Here is a 14,006-nt window from a genome sequence, read left to right as displayed (position 1 = left end):
TATTTTTACCCTAAAATAGTCAAACTTAAAACTATTCACTTATTACCTAAAGTATCTTGACTTATTATTATTATTATTGATTTCTACATTATCTTGATAATTCTAAAAAAAATATAGGGTTCAACTTTAAAATTGAGTCCTATATACAAGTATGTTAATATGGATATTCAATTTTTAGAATTTCATCAAAGCCTTCTGAATAATCTATGTTAAGATTAGATTTATTGTAATTATGTAGTACGTCTTCTGGCACTTTGCTTACATAATTTCTTTGATTGTTTCTTCTAATGCACACGTATAAAGGGGTTAACATGACAACTGCGATTATTTTACTATTATATATTATATCCTTAATATTGTCTAACATAGCCTAAAATTAAGCTTTTCATAGATATTGTGGGTTATTGTTATCTTTATTCAATAGTGTCGGGCCTATAAAAAAACACATAAAAACATGTATTTTAAATTTTATATATATATTTCTTATTATTTTAACGACCACAGCATTTTTTATATTTTTTCCCACTCCCGCATGGACATAACTCATTTCTTCCGACTTTTACTTTAACATGATTATTAATATATTCAATATTATCTAAAAGTGATGTAATTTTTTCGTCTTCTCCTAAAGTTCCAAAAATTTCAGCACTTTGGTTACATACTTTCTGGTACAATAATTTTGATTTCCGATTATTAATTAGTGAATCTTTAACCTTACCTTCAATCCCCTTATCAATACCATTAATAAAACCACTTATTATTTCTATTGTATATTCTAAAAGTCTTTTATTCTTTACAAAAATCATACACTCATTTATTGTGTTAATACTATAGTTGAGTTCCTCTTTAATATCTTTCAAACTTTTTATATAGTTATCTTTATAGTTCAGTTCATTTACTGTTTTAATTAAATCCATGCACCATTGGATTATAGCTAATATAGCTTTGAATCCATATGTACCAGTTTCTTTAATATAATTGTTATATGAGTAGTTTATTTTTCTTGACATTAATGTCAATAATGCCTCATATTTTTTATACTTAATATCCACTTGAAAATATTGTTTGATATATTTAGTAATTATTTCGACTGAACCTATTGCTTTATTTTCATCATCAAATAACTTTATAATTACTGTATCTATTTCAGTTCTTTTCGTCACAATCGGCGAAACACATGATATGACTTTTTCAAGTAACTCTCTATCTTTTCTATCTATACTACACCCTTTAATTGTTAAAGTTCTTTTATCATCATCATAAGACTCTTTTATATCAACTATGCCCACCAATGGGAATGTATACTCTAACATATTTACCTCATATACATTGCTTAATTCCTTTTCTACTTCTGACGAAAAACATTCGTAGTCATTATAATTATTAGAAATAAATAACTCTATTCCCGCTATCATTGAAAATATTGTTTCCTGCAATTCTATCTGTACTTTAAAAAATTCTTCATATGTATAAGTAATTTCATTAATTACCTTTGTCCTGTTCACTTTATTCCTTACCAATATAACTTTGTTTATATCATCTATTTCATAATCCACATGAGCTTCAGAATGCCTTAGTATTTTTTCAACGCCATCTGCTAATTTATTAAGCCTTAACTTTTTGTTACTTTCAAGGAAATCCAATTTATCAGGGAATCCCATCCATTCCAGAATATACTCATAATCTAAATCTTTTTTATTTATTATATTCGCACACGCAATAATTAATGATGAAATATCTCTATAGACACCCTCACTCAAGTCCTTATACCACTTCATAGCATTTCTGATTAACATTTTTTCATTTTTGCAGTATGAAAAATTTAATATACAATCTTGAGCTACATCATTTACTATTTTTAAAGCATATATATACTTTAATTTGAATTCACCGATAAATTTCTTTAGTTCGGGAAAATTTATTTCGTTCGCTTTTACTAATAAGCTATTTACAATTTTAATTTTTTCTATAAATTTATACTCTAAAAATGTTGTCATACTCAAAAGTTTATAAGATGATAACTTAATTAATATTGGTTGTTTTAAAGAAGTGTAATATTCAAATTCATATGGTAAAAAGTCTTTAAAATATTTATATGTGCTAAACTGTAAGTCATTAAATTCTTCCCCTATTAGATTATATTTGTTACTACCACCCATCATCATAAGCATTATTACAGGTGTATTTATATTTCCTTCTTCAATTAACTCAAAATTTATTTCTAAATCTTTTATATTAATAATATTTGAAAATACTTCTAATTCTTCACTTGCTGAATCCATCTTTTGTTGAGCCAACTCATTATTATAAAATGCTACATTTATTGTTTCTGATACTATACTAATTATAATTAATTTATAACTATCTAAAAAACTTCTAACAGCGTTACATATTCTTCTATATGAATTCTCCCACATATAAGGTACTTCTATCATTAACAAATCTTTATATATTTTATAAAAATCATCAATGTACACTTTTATTTCAACTATTTTATCTTTAGTTTCCTCAGTCGATATCACTTCCGTCACAAATGATAAATATTCAAATATTTTTTTATTTGTTAGTTTACATATTTCATCAATTTTAAATTGAAGTATTTTAAAAAAGTCTTCGTATAATATTTTTTTAATATCACCCTTACTTAATTCTCTTCTTAATTTTTTTATACCTATGTCCGTAGTATTAATTAAATCTAAAATCTCTTTAAAATTTTCTTTTCTTAATTTAACATTAGGGTCCATATTGCCCTTAGTAATATTTTGTTCTTGTCCACATTTGTCACAAACCATTTCATTATAGTTAAGAGTATTTCCACAGTCACAACTGATATAATTATAATCAAGATTAATTTTAATATTATTATTTTTACCATCATTAAATTTCCCATGCATTTCTAAGATTTTTCCACATGTAGGACATTTACCTTTATTTTCATAAATATACGCTTCTTCATTACAATTAGAACATTTTGTCAGTATATCTTCCAATTAATGCTTCCCCCTTTTATTTAACATATTCTATTATTGAACCATTTTTTGATAATATTGTAGATATAAGCCCCATCAGAGATCTCTTTCATTTCTGCTTACGTGTTTAACTCATTTTTAATCAATATATCACTAACATTATAATTTAATCTCTAAAAGACTTTCTAATCATAATCCCCATAAATAAGGCTACCAATATCATTGAAGTTATTGCTTGAAAACAAACTAAAACTCTACTCCCCAAAGTTAAAGGAATATAATCGCCATATCCTATTGTAGCCAAAGTTATTATGCTGAAATAAACACAGGTTACATAATCTGAAATAAATCCATTTATTGTTACATTTATTATGTTATAGCCATGTGGAAAAATTGCATCTAAATTGTGATATACGCCTATATATAGAATGGGCTGTTTATTGTTATCTATGCCTAAAAATAAGTATAGTAAAGAACAGCATAAAATCAAATAAACACTCAAACGAAGTACACGTGAAGGTCTTTCTCCAAATCCACACGTTTTATACAATACCCAATCTTTAACGCACTTAATAATATTATCTATAGTACAACATTCTATAAGTTGCTGTAGGTTTAAATCCTTTTCTAAACACTTATAAATATAATAAAATTCATATGCTTCTTTGGTCATAACCGTACTCTTATATTCTTTAAATAAGTTATAGTACAAATTCATATATGACCTAATATACTCTTTTTTATCCATGCCATTAAATCCTTGATTCATATAATTAAGTTCTTCTTCATTTAAATTCGTTTGAATCTTTTTAAAATCATCATAATATTTTAGGGAGAATTCAGTATTATTATCATAATTATTCCCTTCAAAGGTCTGATTAAGTAATATGGCATTTGAGTAATTAACATCTTTCAAACTGCACTTTATCTGTTTATTGCAAAATAAGACATCATATACATCCGATAAAATAATTTTATTCCCACTATTCTCAAAACTTACATTCTCAAGATTACATTCATTGAACTCATTATAATAAAATGCAGTATGTGAAAAATGACACATCTTAAAATCAGTAAAATTAAAAGTGTTTCCAAATATTAATGATTGAACCGAATTAAACCCAAATTTACATCTATTAAAAATATTATTTGAAAAATCCACACCCACGTCTTTATAAACACGTTCATTCCACTCTTCACCTTCCAAAGAATCTTCTTGAGAGCGTAAGTCTCTGCATTTATTAAATTCACACTTATTAAAATAACTATTATTTAGAAAAGGTACATCGAATTCAACATTAGTAAATTTACAATTCTTATAGTAACTACTTTTAAACCCATCAGTTCTATACAAATCTTTAAATTCACAATCTTCAAAATCTACATCATAAAATATCCCATTTTCATAAATTTTGCAAAAGTCTTCATCAATAGCATTACCAGATATTGAAGTACCAGAAAAGTTACAATACCTTCCCAGGAATTCTGCCTTATTATCATACTCAAATAATCTTTTTTTTAATTTACCTACTCCATAATACCACCAATCACATATTTTCATTATTTTTCCATCTTGAAATTGAATTTCTTTCCTGTTTTCATTTGGATTAAGCACCTTATAATTTTCTTGCTCAAAGTCCATCCAATACTCTCCATTTATTAAAGTACTCTGTATGTAATCTTCTATTGATACCCCATATATGTTCCAAAATATTGAATAACTTAATTTACTTTTAATTGTAATATATTTAAAGAGCTTATCAATTATCTTGTCCTCATTCAAATTTTCACACCTCAATTATAACTATGATTTGCAATTTTTAAAATCAAGAATTCTTAGTCAATCTATGAATATAACGATTATTTCACATATGCTAATAATGAATTTTTCCAAAGAATTTATCAATTACATCATACCTGCCTGTTTCTTTTCTCATTATTAAATTTCAGTGCTTTTCAATGTCAATAAATTCATTAACTTTTAGAACTATTATAGCATGTTTTGCGTATTAATTTACATATTAATGCAATTCAAGTATTTTTTGAAGTTCTTCTAAAAAACTTGTGAAAAGCACAGGGTTATCATCCATTTTTAAGTACTCATTGATGAGATTAAAAAAGCTTGTGATGACTATATTTCCCGTAAGATTGGTGAAAATGAATTGAAAAATATTATCTGGACAGGGCTGATAATGTTGGCGAGAAGATGTTCAACGGTTCGTGTGAATTTAACCCTAATATTACTCAAAGAGTAGGAGCTAAGAGACTTACAATTGTTAACCATATACTTGATGGACACCAATACTGATTCCCCTTTTAACACATTCTCGTTTCCTATAACCCGACTACATTTTATAAGTGGCGCCTTTACAATGTTAACCCAGTATATGATATATACAATGGACTTACATTTAGTTGTAAATTCTATCATTGAATTACGAAATTCAAAAAAAAGAAAAGCTAAAAACTTTTGTATATGGTTTAAAAGTAGTTTTTAATGGTATAATTAAGAAGAATACAAAGTTGGAGTACACATTTCAATAGTTAAGGTTTTTTTAAAGAGCTATCGGCTAAATAGCTCTTTTTTATTTCTCTATGTATTCTACTAATTCCATATAAATGCATATATATTACTATATACATTTACCAAAACATTCACAATTATATTCATTTTTTTGTTTATGTAACAATATATTCTAATTTTACCATAACAAAATTGTAATTTTATCAAGCTTAATATTATTCTTTAATTACTGGTCGCTCTACGTTAGTAACAATCATATTTAGGCATAAATAGCAATCGGTATAATACTAATACCAGGTCCAGTAATTTTGCTAATTATTTTGGGTATTTGTATTCCTGTAGCATCACTTCCATTACCCTTCATTGAATTATTCATACCATCAATGATAGTGTTTAGAACTGTATCTTGAAGTATTTTAAAGCTTGTTTTCCTAAAAAGATTTATTGATTCATTTTCATCAAAAATCTTTATAACCTTACCTAATATACGATATTTACCATCATCTAACTCAGATTCAAACCCATTTATAAAATGGGTTAATTGAGCTGATAAGAGAACCTTGATATTGATACTATTTTCAACATCAACTAATAAATCTACCGTATTTGTTTTAATTAAATCTTCATATATTATTTTCATCTGCTCAAATACTTTATCTTCTTCACTTTTTTGATTTTTAGAACTTTTTTTATTACCAAGTGTGGGTTCATCTACAAAGCATTTGAAGGTATTATATACTTCAAGAAATGTTCCCATTGTTTCTATCATAGGGCTCTTATTTAACATCCCTTCTATTTCCACAAAGTCCCCTGTTTTTACATTCTTAATATTAAATTTATCTCCAAACCCTTTTTTAAGTATTTCTTCATTTATTAAAGTCTTACGTAGTTTAGAAAACAGTGAGACATTAGTATGTACCTTTTCTTGTTTACTTTCCTCATTTTCAGTATTTTTTTTATCTCCATTTAATTTTGCAGACAAAGTAACTCCAAATAATGTTGAAAGAATATTACTGCTTTTTACAGACGAATCAATTTCCCCATTAACATTGTTTTGATTTGAAGTTGATGTTTTTACTTCTCTAATTTGAGAAAAACCGTCTTCAATAATTGCTAATAAATCAAATACAATTTTTTCATTTAAATAAATTGGTATACATAAATTATCTTTCATTGTTCTACATCCTTTCTTTTCAATATTAGCAACGTCCAATAGACCAAATTCGTTCTCTATTAAATTTCGCACTTATAATAAGTTTGTATTTCTTTAATTTACTAATTGTTAAATATAATGTAATTCCATTTTAATTTATAGCTTGTTTACATGCTATATCATAACATCAATTTTAATATAAATATATAATTAAAAAAATATTGCAATTCTTTATTTAAATCCCATTTTTTTATATTAATATATTTTATTCCATCCAGCCATTTTCTCTTTTCATTTATCTTCTTTACAAATAATTAAATATCCATCTCGATTCACTATTTCTAAAAGTTATTGCTTATCTTATCTAAAGATTTAGCAATGTCACTAATACCTTTTTCTTCACTATAAACAATGCTTTTATAAAATGACACATCAATTGTATAATTTCTTTTGATTTTTGTTTGCTCCCCCATTTGTATTTAATTTCAAAATCATAAACCTTAGGATTTTCATCATTTAAAAAACTATGGCTAACATCTATAACAGTCTTAATTTCTTTTCCAGGTGGAACTAACGAAATTGGATTACAAAATAGCTGAGTTAATGTCTTTTTCGTTACTAAATTAATATCAGGAGTAACTTGTAGCCTTAATTCTTTAGCAGGTAATTTACCTATATTCTTTATTACAAAGTAAGCCAATTGGTTAGTAAATTCTATATCAACAATAATATATGGACGCGACTCATCTTCAGATGTTTTCTTCATTTGTCTCACCGTTACTCCAGTCAATACAACATAGATATATGTTAAAATGGCTGAAGCAAAACTTATAATAGTTGATGTTCCACCAAGTTTATTTGATATATTCGGAAATATAGTGGAAATAATATATATGGAAACTAATAATAAAGGAATAATATTATACATTTGTAACACATCCCCCTTTATAAATGTTTTTGTTAACGACGATAGCTATGTATAAATGATTTAATCACATATTATACTTTAATTCCATGCATATTGAGCTTGTCCCATAATTGTAACTCCTGATGATATTCTCATTCTTAGTAATACCTATTAAATAAATCTATTTCCTTATTTGATATTATTTATTTTCTTTATTAAACTTCTTCGACAGTAATGGGTATCAAATATTTACACGCTTCTTCATATTCTTCACACATAATACTAACCCTCACTTGAAAATTCCCTACCGCTAATGGTATGATTCTATATTAGATACCACTATCACAACTGAAGAACTCCTAAATCACTATAAATTCAGATGGCCAATTGAGACCTTTTTCAGAGAAACTAAAAAATATCTTGGTTTAAATCATTACCAAGTAAGAAGTAACCGTAGTATAAATAGATATTTCTTGTTACTAATGATTACCTACGTATACTGTGAATTAGAAGTAAGTAATGGTACGTTGAATTTCAACGTTGGAATTAAGAGTGCAAGAAATCAATCTAAAAAAGAACGAGTATCCTGGATCTTTAACCAAGCTGACCTAGGAAGTTCTCTTGAAGCTATTTTTAAAACACTAAAAATAGCTTAGGATAATTGACATTAATTCTTAATGGAATAATTTGTTAGGTAATTCGCTCATTTATAGCTCATATATAGCATCTTTTCTTTATTGTATTTATCTATATCATCTTGTTGAGGTAATGCATTGTTATATGAATTTATCTCTTCTTCATTAACATACTCTTTTAAATACATTGGTATATCTTCATAATTTAATTTTGTTATTTTATATTTAACTGTGTCAATTTTTTTAAGATACTCTAACCTAATTATTTCTTTATGGTTTATTTCTAAGTTAATAACAGGTTTTTTTACTCTCAACTTATCTTTTAAAGAGTCATTCTCTTCCCTTAAATCTCTATTTTCTTGATTTAACTTCATTAATTCATTAGATATCTTTGAGAAATCTGCATTATCAGCTCTTATCCATCCAGGTCGAGGTTTTTTATTAAATTGCTTATAAAGAGCCACTGAAACCTTTGAAACTAAATCATCATTAGTCTCCCAAAAATCACACATTTTATTATTTGTTGCTTTTGTTATAAAATTAGTTAACTTATTTATCTTTTCTGGCTTATCTTCTCTTTCACTTTCTCTAAGTGCGATATCACGTTTTCTAACAAATGCTAATATTGGGATACCTTTTTCTTTTGCATAATCATACTCTTTTTCAGTATAGCCTACTCCCTCAGAAGTCTCACTACCATATCTATGCCCTAATATAACAACATAATAATCTGAACTATCTATTGTATCCTTAATTACTTCCCATTGTTCATCATCCCCTGCACTAAACATCTCCATTCCTATTAGAAAATGGTACATGGATAGAATAGTTTCCTGAATTTTTTTTATGCTTTTATTAAATCTTCATATGTTGAGCTTATAAAAATTTGATATTTCTTTTTATCCATTAACTTTGCCTCCTAATCACTTGTACAACAAAAGTATAATTTAAATATAAACATAACATATAAGTATACACTCACATGTTATTACTCCGTATAACCCTTATTCTCACTACATTTTACAGCATATGAGGTGTGTTAATAATGATATCTCTATAAGTTCTACAAACCCTTTAAACATCTATGTTCTAAAATAACATATAAGTAGCTTACCCTCATATGTTATTCCCCTCTACCTGTTTATTTATGGTCGTTCTATATCATTAATATTTTTATACATTGAAATAATGATAACCACTACCCGGTCCTGCTGTTACTAATAAATTTCTGTTAACAGAATAAACAGCATCCTTTTGCTCTTTACTTAATTTCGAATTTATTTTCTTGCTTACTATTTTATTATCCATATTATGTTTTATCTCCACTTTCATCCACCTACTTTAAATTGCTCATATATTATGTTTATACCCAAATCACTATTTTAATAATCTTATGTAAACATTAATATATAATTATGTTATAATTTCATTATATACTTTTATTAAATTTCAAAGGGGAAAAATTATGAAACACTCAAAAGATTTTAATGTGAGGAATGAAAGAAACCTAACAATGCTGGTAGACTTTTACGAATTAACTATGGCAAACGGTTATCTAGATAATAATGTTCAAGATAAAATTGCCTACTTTGATATGTTTTTTAGACGAATACCTGACGGTGGTGGATATTGCATTATGGCCGGGGTACAACAATTACTTGAATATCTTTCTAATTTAAAATTTTCAAATGATGATATATCCTATCTAAAAAGCAAAAATGATTTTTCAGATGATTTTATAGATTATCTAAAGGGTTTTAAATTTTCTTGTGATGTATGGGCTGTACCCGAAGGTTATCCTGTTTTTCCTGGTGAACCCTTAGTTACAGTTAGAGGACCTATTATACAAGCTCAATTTGTTGAGACAATGATACTACTCACAATAAATCACCAAACTTTAATAGCTACTAAAGCGAGTAGAATATGTAGGGCTGCAAAGGGTAGACCTGTTATGGAATTCGGTTCTAGGCGAGCTCAAGGCTATGATGGTGCTATATATGGAGCACGTGCTGCTGTTATTGGTGGTTGTGTTGGTACTGCTTGCACTATCGCTGAAGAAATGTTTGATATTCCAGCCATTGGAACTATGGCTCATAGTTGGGTACAGCTTTTCGATACTGAATATGATGCCTTTAAAGCTTGGACTATAACCTACCCAGATAACTGTGTACTTCTTATAGATACTTATAACGTACTACGCTCTGGTATTCTAAATGCCATAAAAGTATTTAATGATGTACTTAAACCTATGGGTAAAAGACCTATAGGAATACGAATTGATAGTGGTGATATTACCTATCTAACTAAAAAAGTTAGAACAATATTAGATGAAGCTGGATACTCAGATGTAAAGATTACGGTTTCTAACTCACTGGATGAATATATTATAAGCGGTGTTTTGGAAAATGGGGCACAAATTGATAACTTTGGTGTTGGTGAAAGACTTATTACTGCAAGATCGGAACCTGTGTTTGGCGGTGTTTATAAACTCGTTGCAGTTGAGAATGATGGAGAAATAATACCAAAAATTAAAATTAGTGAGAATGCAGAAAAGATCATCAATCCTGCTTTTAAAAAATTATATAGAATTTTTGATAAAACATCACACAAGGCCATTGCAGATTTTATTACCTTACATGATGAAAAAATCGATGAAAGTAGACCACTTGAAATATTTAATCCAGTTTATACCTGGAAAAAGAAAAATCTTAAACATTACTATGTAAAAGAACTTATGGTTAAACTATTTGAAAATGGACAGCAGATTTATGAATCTCCGTCTGTTATGGAAATAAAAGCATTTTCTGAACAAGAAGTATCTAAATTATGGACTGAAGTTTTAAGATTTGATAATCCCCATGCATATTATGTGGATCTTTCTTGGAATTTATGGAACCTAAAGCAAGGTTTACTAACTCATTATTCTGAAACCCTCGAGGAGTAATAGGAATATATTCGTTATCCACAAGAGGTATACTAGGAGGGCTTATGGCACAACCTTTAAAAATCAAACTTTCAAAAATTGCTCTTGATAATCTTATGGAAATGATTAAACTTGACGATGTTTATGATAGCGTGCGATTTGTGTACGTAAGCGGTTGTTGCAAAACTGCAAAAGTTGACATTTACTTAGACAATTTTAAAACAGGAGACATTAAAAATAATATTGATAATTTACCAATATTATATGATGAAACTCTTTTAGAAAACATAAATGAACTCACAATAGCCTATAAAGATTCTAGATTTTGGATTAAAACATTATTGCCAAAAGATGCTAAGAAGCATTGTTCTAGTGCTGGCAAACAATCCTGTAATAGTTGCTCTGGGCATTGCGGTTCTCATTAATAACATGTAACATGTTATTAATATGGAAATACTTAAAAAGGCTAGCCAATATTGGTTAGCCTTTTAGTTAAAATTATACATTTATTAATCGACCATCGGTTTTTGTAAACAAATCAACAGTTCCCTTATACTGATCTTGGTATGTAAGCTTTTGAAATGTCGTGAGCTCTGGAAACCAAATTGTGATTTCACGTTCTGCATTTTCAATACTATCAGAGGCGTGAACTAAATTTTGAGTTTTACCCAAAGTGAATTTCCCTCTTATACTGCCGAGTTCTGCTTTTACGGGATCCTTATCCCCATTGATTTTGCGTACTACATCAACAGCGTTTTCACCCATTAAAATAATTGCACACATTTTACCTTCAGTAATATAATTTACTAACTCATCAAAAAATTTCTTTCCTGCGTGTTCACTATAATGCTTTTTAGCGATGTCCTTTGTAGCAGTAATCATTTTGAGCGACACAATTTTTAATGATTTCTCTTCATATTGATTAAGAATTTTCCCAATAAGTCCTCGTTTAACTCCATCTGGTTTAATTAAAACCAAAGTTCTTTCCATTTAAATTCACTTCCCCACATTGTATTATTTATAAACTAAATTATATCCTATTATTAGATATTATACACAAACTTTCAATAATAATCCTACTAGTATGTTTCTTTGTATATCAATCTAAGTGGTGAGTTTTTATCATCACTAAATAAATCATAATCAGAAATATTTTTAATATCAAATGGTTTATAATTTCTCAATTCATCAAATGGGCATTCCCCTCCATTATCCACCCATTTATGTAATGCACACTCCTTAAAGCAGTCTACTTCTTCTTCTATAGTTGTCAGAAAATCACACTGTAACATTTCATCACCTCATCCCATAATTTGTTATTTAGGTAACATCATTACTCTTATAACATTATAAGACATCTTAGCAATAAATTGAAGTGCTTTTGTTGAATTTCACATATAAATATATAGACAAAAATATACAAATTATTTACCTGAAATGTCGTTAAATCGTCACCTGCGGTGCCGCATAGCTTCGAAGAAGATAAATTGACGACTTCAGAATGAAATTTATATTCCCACTGAAGTTTTATCTTTATTATAGTATGAACTCCCACTTATATAAGTGGGAGTCTTTCCTTCTGAAATGTCGTTAAAAACCGAAATCCTCACCAATTACAACTACAGTAATATCAGTTCTCATAGGCTTTCTTTTAATTACAGAATAAATCCTACAGATTCTAGTATCTGTTTTGCAGTCATTGCAAACTCCTGTCTTAGTACAAGGATTTGGCATATTTAGTCTCATGTTATTCTTTGGTGCCGCAATTTGTTCTATTCGCCCAAACGCTGAAGCTTCATTTTTACAAATTTTATTAACCCCTACTACAACAATGACTTTTTTAGGTCCAAAACTCATTGCTGCCACTCTATTTCCTGCTCCATCAATGTTAACAAGCTCTCCATCCAAAGTTACAGCATTAGAACTACATAAATAAACATCACTAAGGAGCTCACCCCTCATAGTCTCCACTTTTTCGTAAGGTGATAAAGTAGGATCACCATGATCTAATACAACTCCTCCCATGGTCCTTACCTTCTCTTGTATACCAAGTTCACTTATAGTCATTGATCCTCCAAAACCTACTCTGTCACCCTTGTGTACATTATTCATTATAAATTCTGAGGCTTCCTCACCTTTTTTAAAATAAACTGCTGAAAAACCATTTTTTTTAAGAACCTCTACTACTTTTGCCCCAATAGTCTCTTTATGCCATGTATGAATTTCTTTCATTTCTTTCCCTCCTTTTTTAAGATGCATTGTATCATTGTATATAAAATATATCAATGATATAATTGTATATACCAAAGGTTTTTTAATCAAGTACTCACTTATAAGTTACTTAGTATACTAAGAACTGTTACCACTCGAAATAACACTAGGAGGTATTATGAGCGATAAAATTATGAAAATAAATAATAAAGAATACAGTTGTGCCATAGAGTTAACACTAGATATAATAGGTGGTAAATGGAAGCCAATTATTCTTTGGAAACTCGCCCAAAACGGTGTATTAAGATTTAGCGAATTGAAACGTTCCATGTGTGGAATAACACAAAAAATGTTAACACAACAGCTTAGAGAATTAGAATCATATGAAATGGTTCATAGAAAAGTATATGCAGAAGTTCCTCCTAAAGTAGAATACTCTTTAACAAAACAAGGCAAAAGTGTAATGCCTATATTAGACGTTATGTGTAAGTGGGGAAACGATTATTATGAAGGGATTATTTCTGAAAAAAAAGAATAATTTTTTTAAATGGTGGAATTTTCCACTCTTTTTTAATATATCCATATTAGGTATGCTCATATTTAGTATGCGTGCATGTTAATTGTGTACCTAAACATAATCTTTTAACTTTTAGGGCATATTAATTTCTAAAAGGAGTGATTTTT

14 protein-coding genes and 1 pseudogene are annotated in these 14,006 nt (G+C 28.1%); 5 read left to right on the top strand and 10 right to left on the bottom strand.

The genetic code is table 11. The features are described 5' to 3' along the window. Positions 1 to 154: 154 nt before the first annotated feature. From ACWJJ7_RS17370 to ACWJJ7_RS17350, 5 genes are all read right to left on the bottom strand, one after another. Entirely contained in the window at positions 155 to 367 is a 213-nt protein-coding gene (locus ACWJJ7_RS17370) for a hypothetical protein (protein WP_462963201.1), read from the bottom strand. Between the two features lie 124 nt (positions 368 to 491). Then, on the bottom strand, positions 492 to 2,990 hold the full coding sequence (locus ACWJJ7_RS17365; protein ID WP_462963200.1) for a YecA family protein: 2,499 nt from the start codon (positions 2,988 to 2,990) through the stop codon (positions 492 to 494). Between the two features lie 145 nt (positions 2,991 to 3,135). Further along, positions 3,136 to 4,752: a potassium channel family protein gene (locus ACWJJ7_RS17360; RefSeq protein ID WP_462963199.1), complete on the bottom strand. Its 1,617-nt coding sequence runs from the start codon at positions 4,750 to 4,752 to the stop codon at positions 3,136 to 3,138. Positions 4,753 to 5,752: 1,000 nt separating this feature from the next. Beyond that, positions 5,753 to 6,667, bottom strand: coding sequence for a DUF6414 family protein (locus ACWJJ7_RS17355; RefSeq protein WP_462963198.1), 915 nt, complete (start codon positions 6,665 to 6,667; stop codon positions 5,753 to 5,755). A gap of 343 nt (positions 6,668 to 7,010) precedes the next feature. After that, positions 7,011 to 7,574, bottom strand: a complete 564-nt coding sequence (locus ACWJJ7_RS17350; RefSeq protein ID WP_462963197.1) for a hypothetical protein — start codon at positions 7,572 to 7,574, stop codon at positions 7,011 to 7,013. Positions 7,575 to 7,879: 305 nt separating this feature from the next. On the opposite strand from ACWJJ7_RS17350, the pseudogene ACWJJ7_RS17345 reads away from it, so the two are divergent. Together ACWJJ7_RS17345 and ACWJJ7_RS17340 are read left to right on the top strand one after the other, a co-directional pair. Continuing rightward, positions 7,880 to 7,990: pseudogene (locus tag ACWJJ7_RS17345) on the top strand (hypothetical protein); the annotation flags it as partial. A 45-nt stretch (positions 7,991 to 8,035) separates the two neighbouring features. Continuing rightward, positions 8,036 to 8,209, top strand: a complete 174-nt coding sequence (locus tag ACWJJ7_RS17340; RefSeq protein WP_462963196.1) for a hypothetical protein — start codon at positions 8,036 to 8,038, stop codon at positions 8,207 to 8,209. 47 nt (positions 8,210 to 8,256) lie between these two features. Here ACWJJ7_RS17340 and ACWJJ7_RS17335 read toward each other — a convergent pair whose 3' ends face one another. Then, positions 8,257 to 9,027, bottom strand: a complete 771-nt coding sequence (locus tag ACWJJ7_RS17335; RefSeq protein ID WP_462965034.1) for a DUF4062 domain-containing protein — start codon at positions 9,025 to 9,027, stop codon at positions 8,257 to 8,259. Positions 9,028 to 9,361: 334 nt separating this feature from the next. Further along, on the bottom strand, positions 9,362 to 9,496 hold the full coding sequence (locus ACWJJ7_RS17330; protein ID WP_462963195.1) for a hypothetical protein: 135 nt from the start codon (positions 9,494 to 9,496) through the stop codon (positions 9,362 to 9,364). 157 nt (positions 9,497 to 9,653) lie between these two features. Here ACWJJ7_RS17330 and ACWJJ7_RS17325 point away from each other — a divergent pair, with 157 nt between their 5' ends. Beyond that, positions 9,654 to 11,132: a nicotinate phosphoribosyltransferase gene (locus tag ACWJJ7_RS17325; protein WP_462963194.1), complete on the top strand. Its 1,479-nt coding sequence runs from the start codon at positions 9,654 to 9,656 to the stop codon at positions 11,130 to 11,132. Between the two features lie 44 nt (positions 11,133 to 11,176). Next, complete coding sequence (locus ACWJJ7_RS17320; protein WP_462963193.1) at positions 11,177 to 11,536, top strand: hypothetical protein; 360 nt, start codon at positions 11,177 to 11,179, stop codon at positions 11,534 to 11,536. Positions 11,537 to 11,609: 73 nt separating this feature from the next. Here ACWJJ7_RS17320 and ndk read toward each other — a convergent pair whose 3' ends face one another. From ndk to ACWJJ7_RS17305, 3 genes are all read right to left on the bottom strand, one after another. Continuing rightward, positions 11,610 to 12,101, bottom strand: coding sequence for a nucleoside-diphosphate kinase (gene ndk / locus ACWJJ7_RS17315; RefSeq protein ID WP_462963192.1), 492 nt, complete (start codon positions 12,099 to 12,101; stop codon positions 11,610 to 11,612). An 89-nt stretch (positions 12,102 to 12,190) separates the two neighbouring features. Beyond that, positions 12,191 to 12,403 carry a hypothetical protein gene (locus ACWJJ7_RS17310; RefSeq protein ID WP_462963191.1) on the bottom strand — a complete coding sequence of 71 codons (213 nt, stop codon included), beginning with the start codon at positions 12,401 to 12,403 and terminating at the stop codon, positions 12,191 to 12,193. Positions 12,404 to 12,701: 298 nt separating this feature from the next. Continuing rightward, positions 12,702 to 13,343 carry a lactate utilization protein gene (locus tag ACWJJ7_RS17305; RefSeq protein WP_462963190.1) on the bottom strand — a complete coding sequence of 214 codons (642 nt, stop codon included), beginning with the start codon at positions 13,341 to 13,343 and terminating at the stop codon, positions 12,702 to 12,704. A gap of 157 nt (positions 13,344 to 13,500) precedes the next feature. Here ACWJJ7_RS17305 and ACWJJ7_RS17300 point away from each other — a divergent pair, with 157 nt between their 5' ends. Further along, positions 13,501 to 13,860 carry a winged helix-turn-helix transcriptional regulator gene (locus tag ACWJJ7_RS17300; protein ID WP_462963189.1) on the top strand — a complete coding sequence of 120 codons (360 nt, stop codon included), beginning with the start codon at positions 13,501 to 13,503 and terminating at the stop codon, positions 13,858 to 13,860. Positions 13,861 to 14,006: the final 146 nt, after the last annotated feature.

It is taken from the genome of Clostridium sp. CM042 (assembly GCF_055080995.1).
This window is presented reverse-complemented; position numbering and strand designations above follow the sequence as displayed.

Coding starts and splice junctions, on each gene's coding strand:
- ACWJJ7_RS17340 (WP_462963196.1), top strand. CDS start 8,036: ATGATTACCTACGTATACTGTGAATTAGAAGTAAGTAATGGTACGTTG.
- ACWJJ7_RS17325 (WP_462963194.1), top strand. CDS start 9,654: ATGAAACACTCAAAAGATTTTAATGTGAGGAATGAAAGAAACCTAACA.
- ndk (WP_462963192.1), bottom strand. CDS start 12,101: ATGGAAAGAACTTTGGTTTTAATTAAACCAGATGGAGTTAAACGAGGA.
- ACWJJ7_RS17310 (WP_462963191.1), bottom strand. CDS start 12,403: ATGTTACAGTGTGATTTTCTGACAACTATAGAAGAAGAAGTAGACTGC.
- ACWJJ7_RS17370 (WP_462963201.1), bottom strand. CDS start 367: ATGTTAGACAATATTAAGGATATAATATATAATAGTAAAATAATCGCA.
- ACWJJ7_RS17305 (WP_462963190.1), bottom strand. CDS start 13,343: ATGAAAGAAATTCATACATGGCATAAAGAGACTATTGGGGCAAAAGTA.
- ACWJJ7_RS17330 (WP_462963195.1), bottom strand. CDS start 9,496: ATGGATAATAAAATAGTAAGCAAGAAAATAAATTCGAAATTAAGTAAA.
- ACWJJ7_RS17320 (WP_462963193.1), top strand. CDS start 11,177: ATGGCACAACCTTTAAAAATCAAACTTTCAAAAATTGCTCTTGATAAT.
- ACWJJ7_RS17350 (WP_462963197.1), bottom strand. CDS start 7,574: ATGTATAATATTATTCCTTTATTATTAGTTTCCATATATATTATTTCC.
- ACWJJ7_RS17300 (WP_462963189.1), top strand. CDS start 13,501: ATGAGCGATAAAATTATGAAAATAAATAATAAAGAATACAGTTGTGCC.
- ACWJJ7_RS17355 (WP_462963198.1), bottom strand. CDS start 6,667: ATGAAAGATAATTTATGTATACCAATTTATTTAAATGAAAAAATTGTA.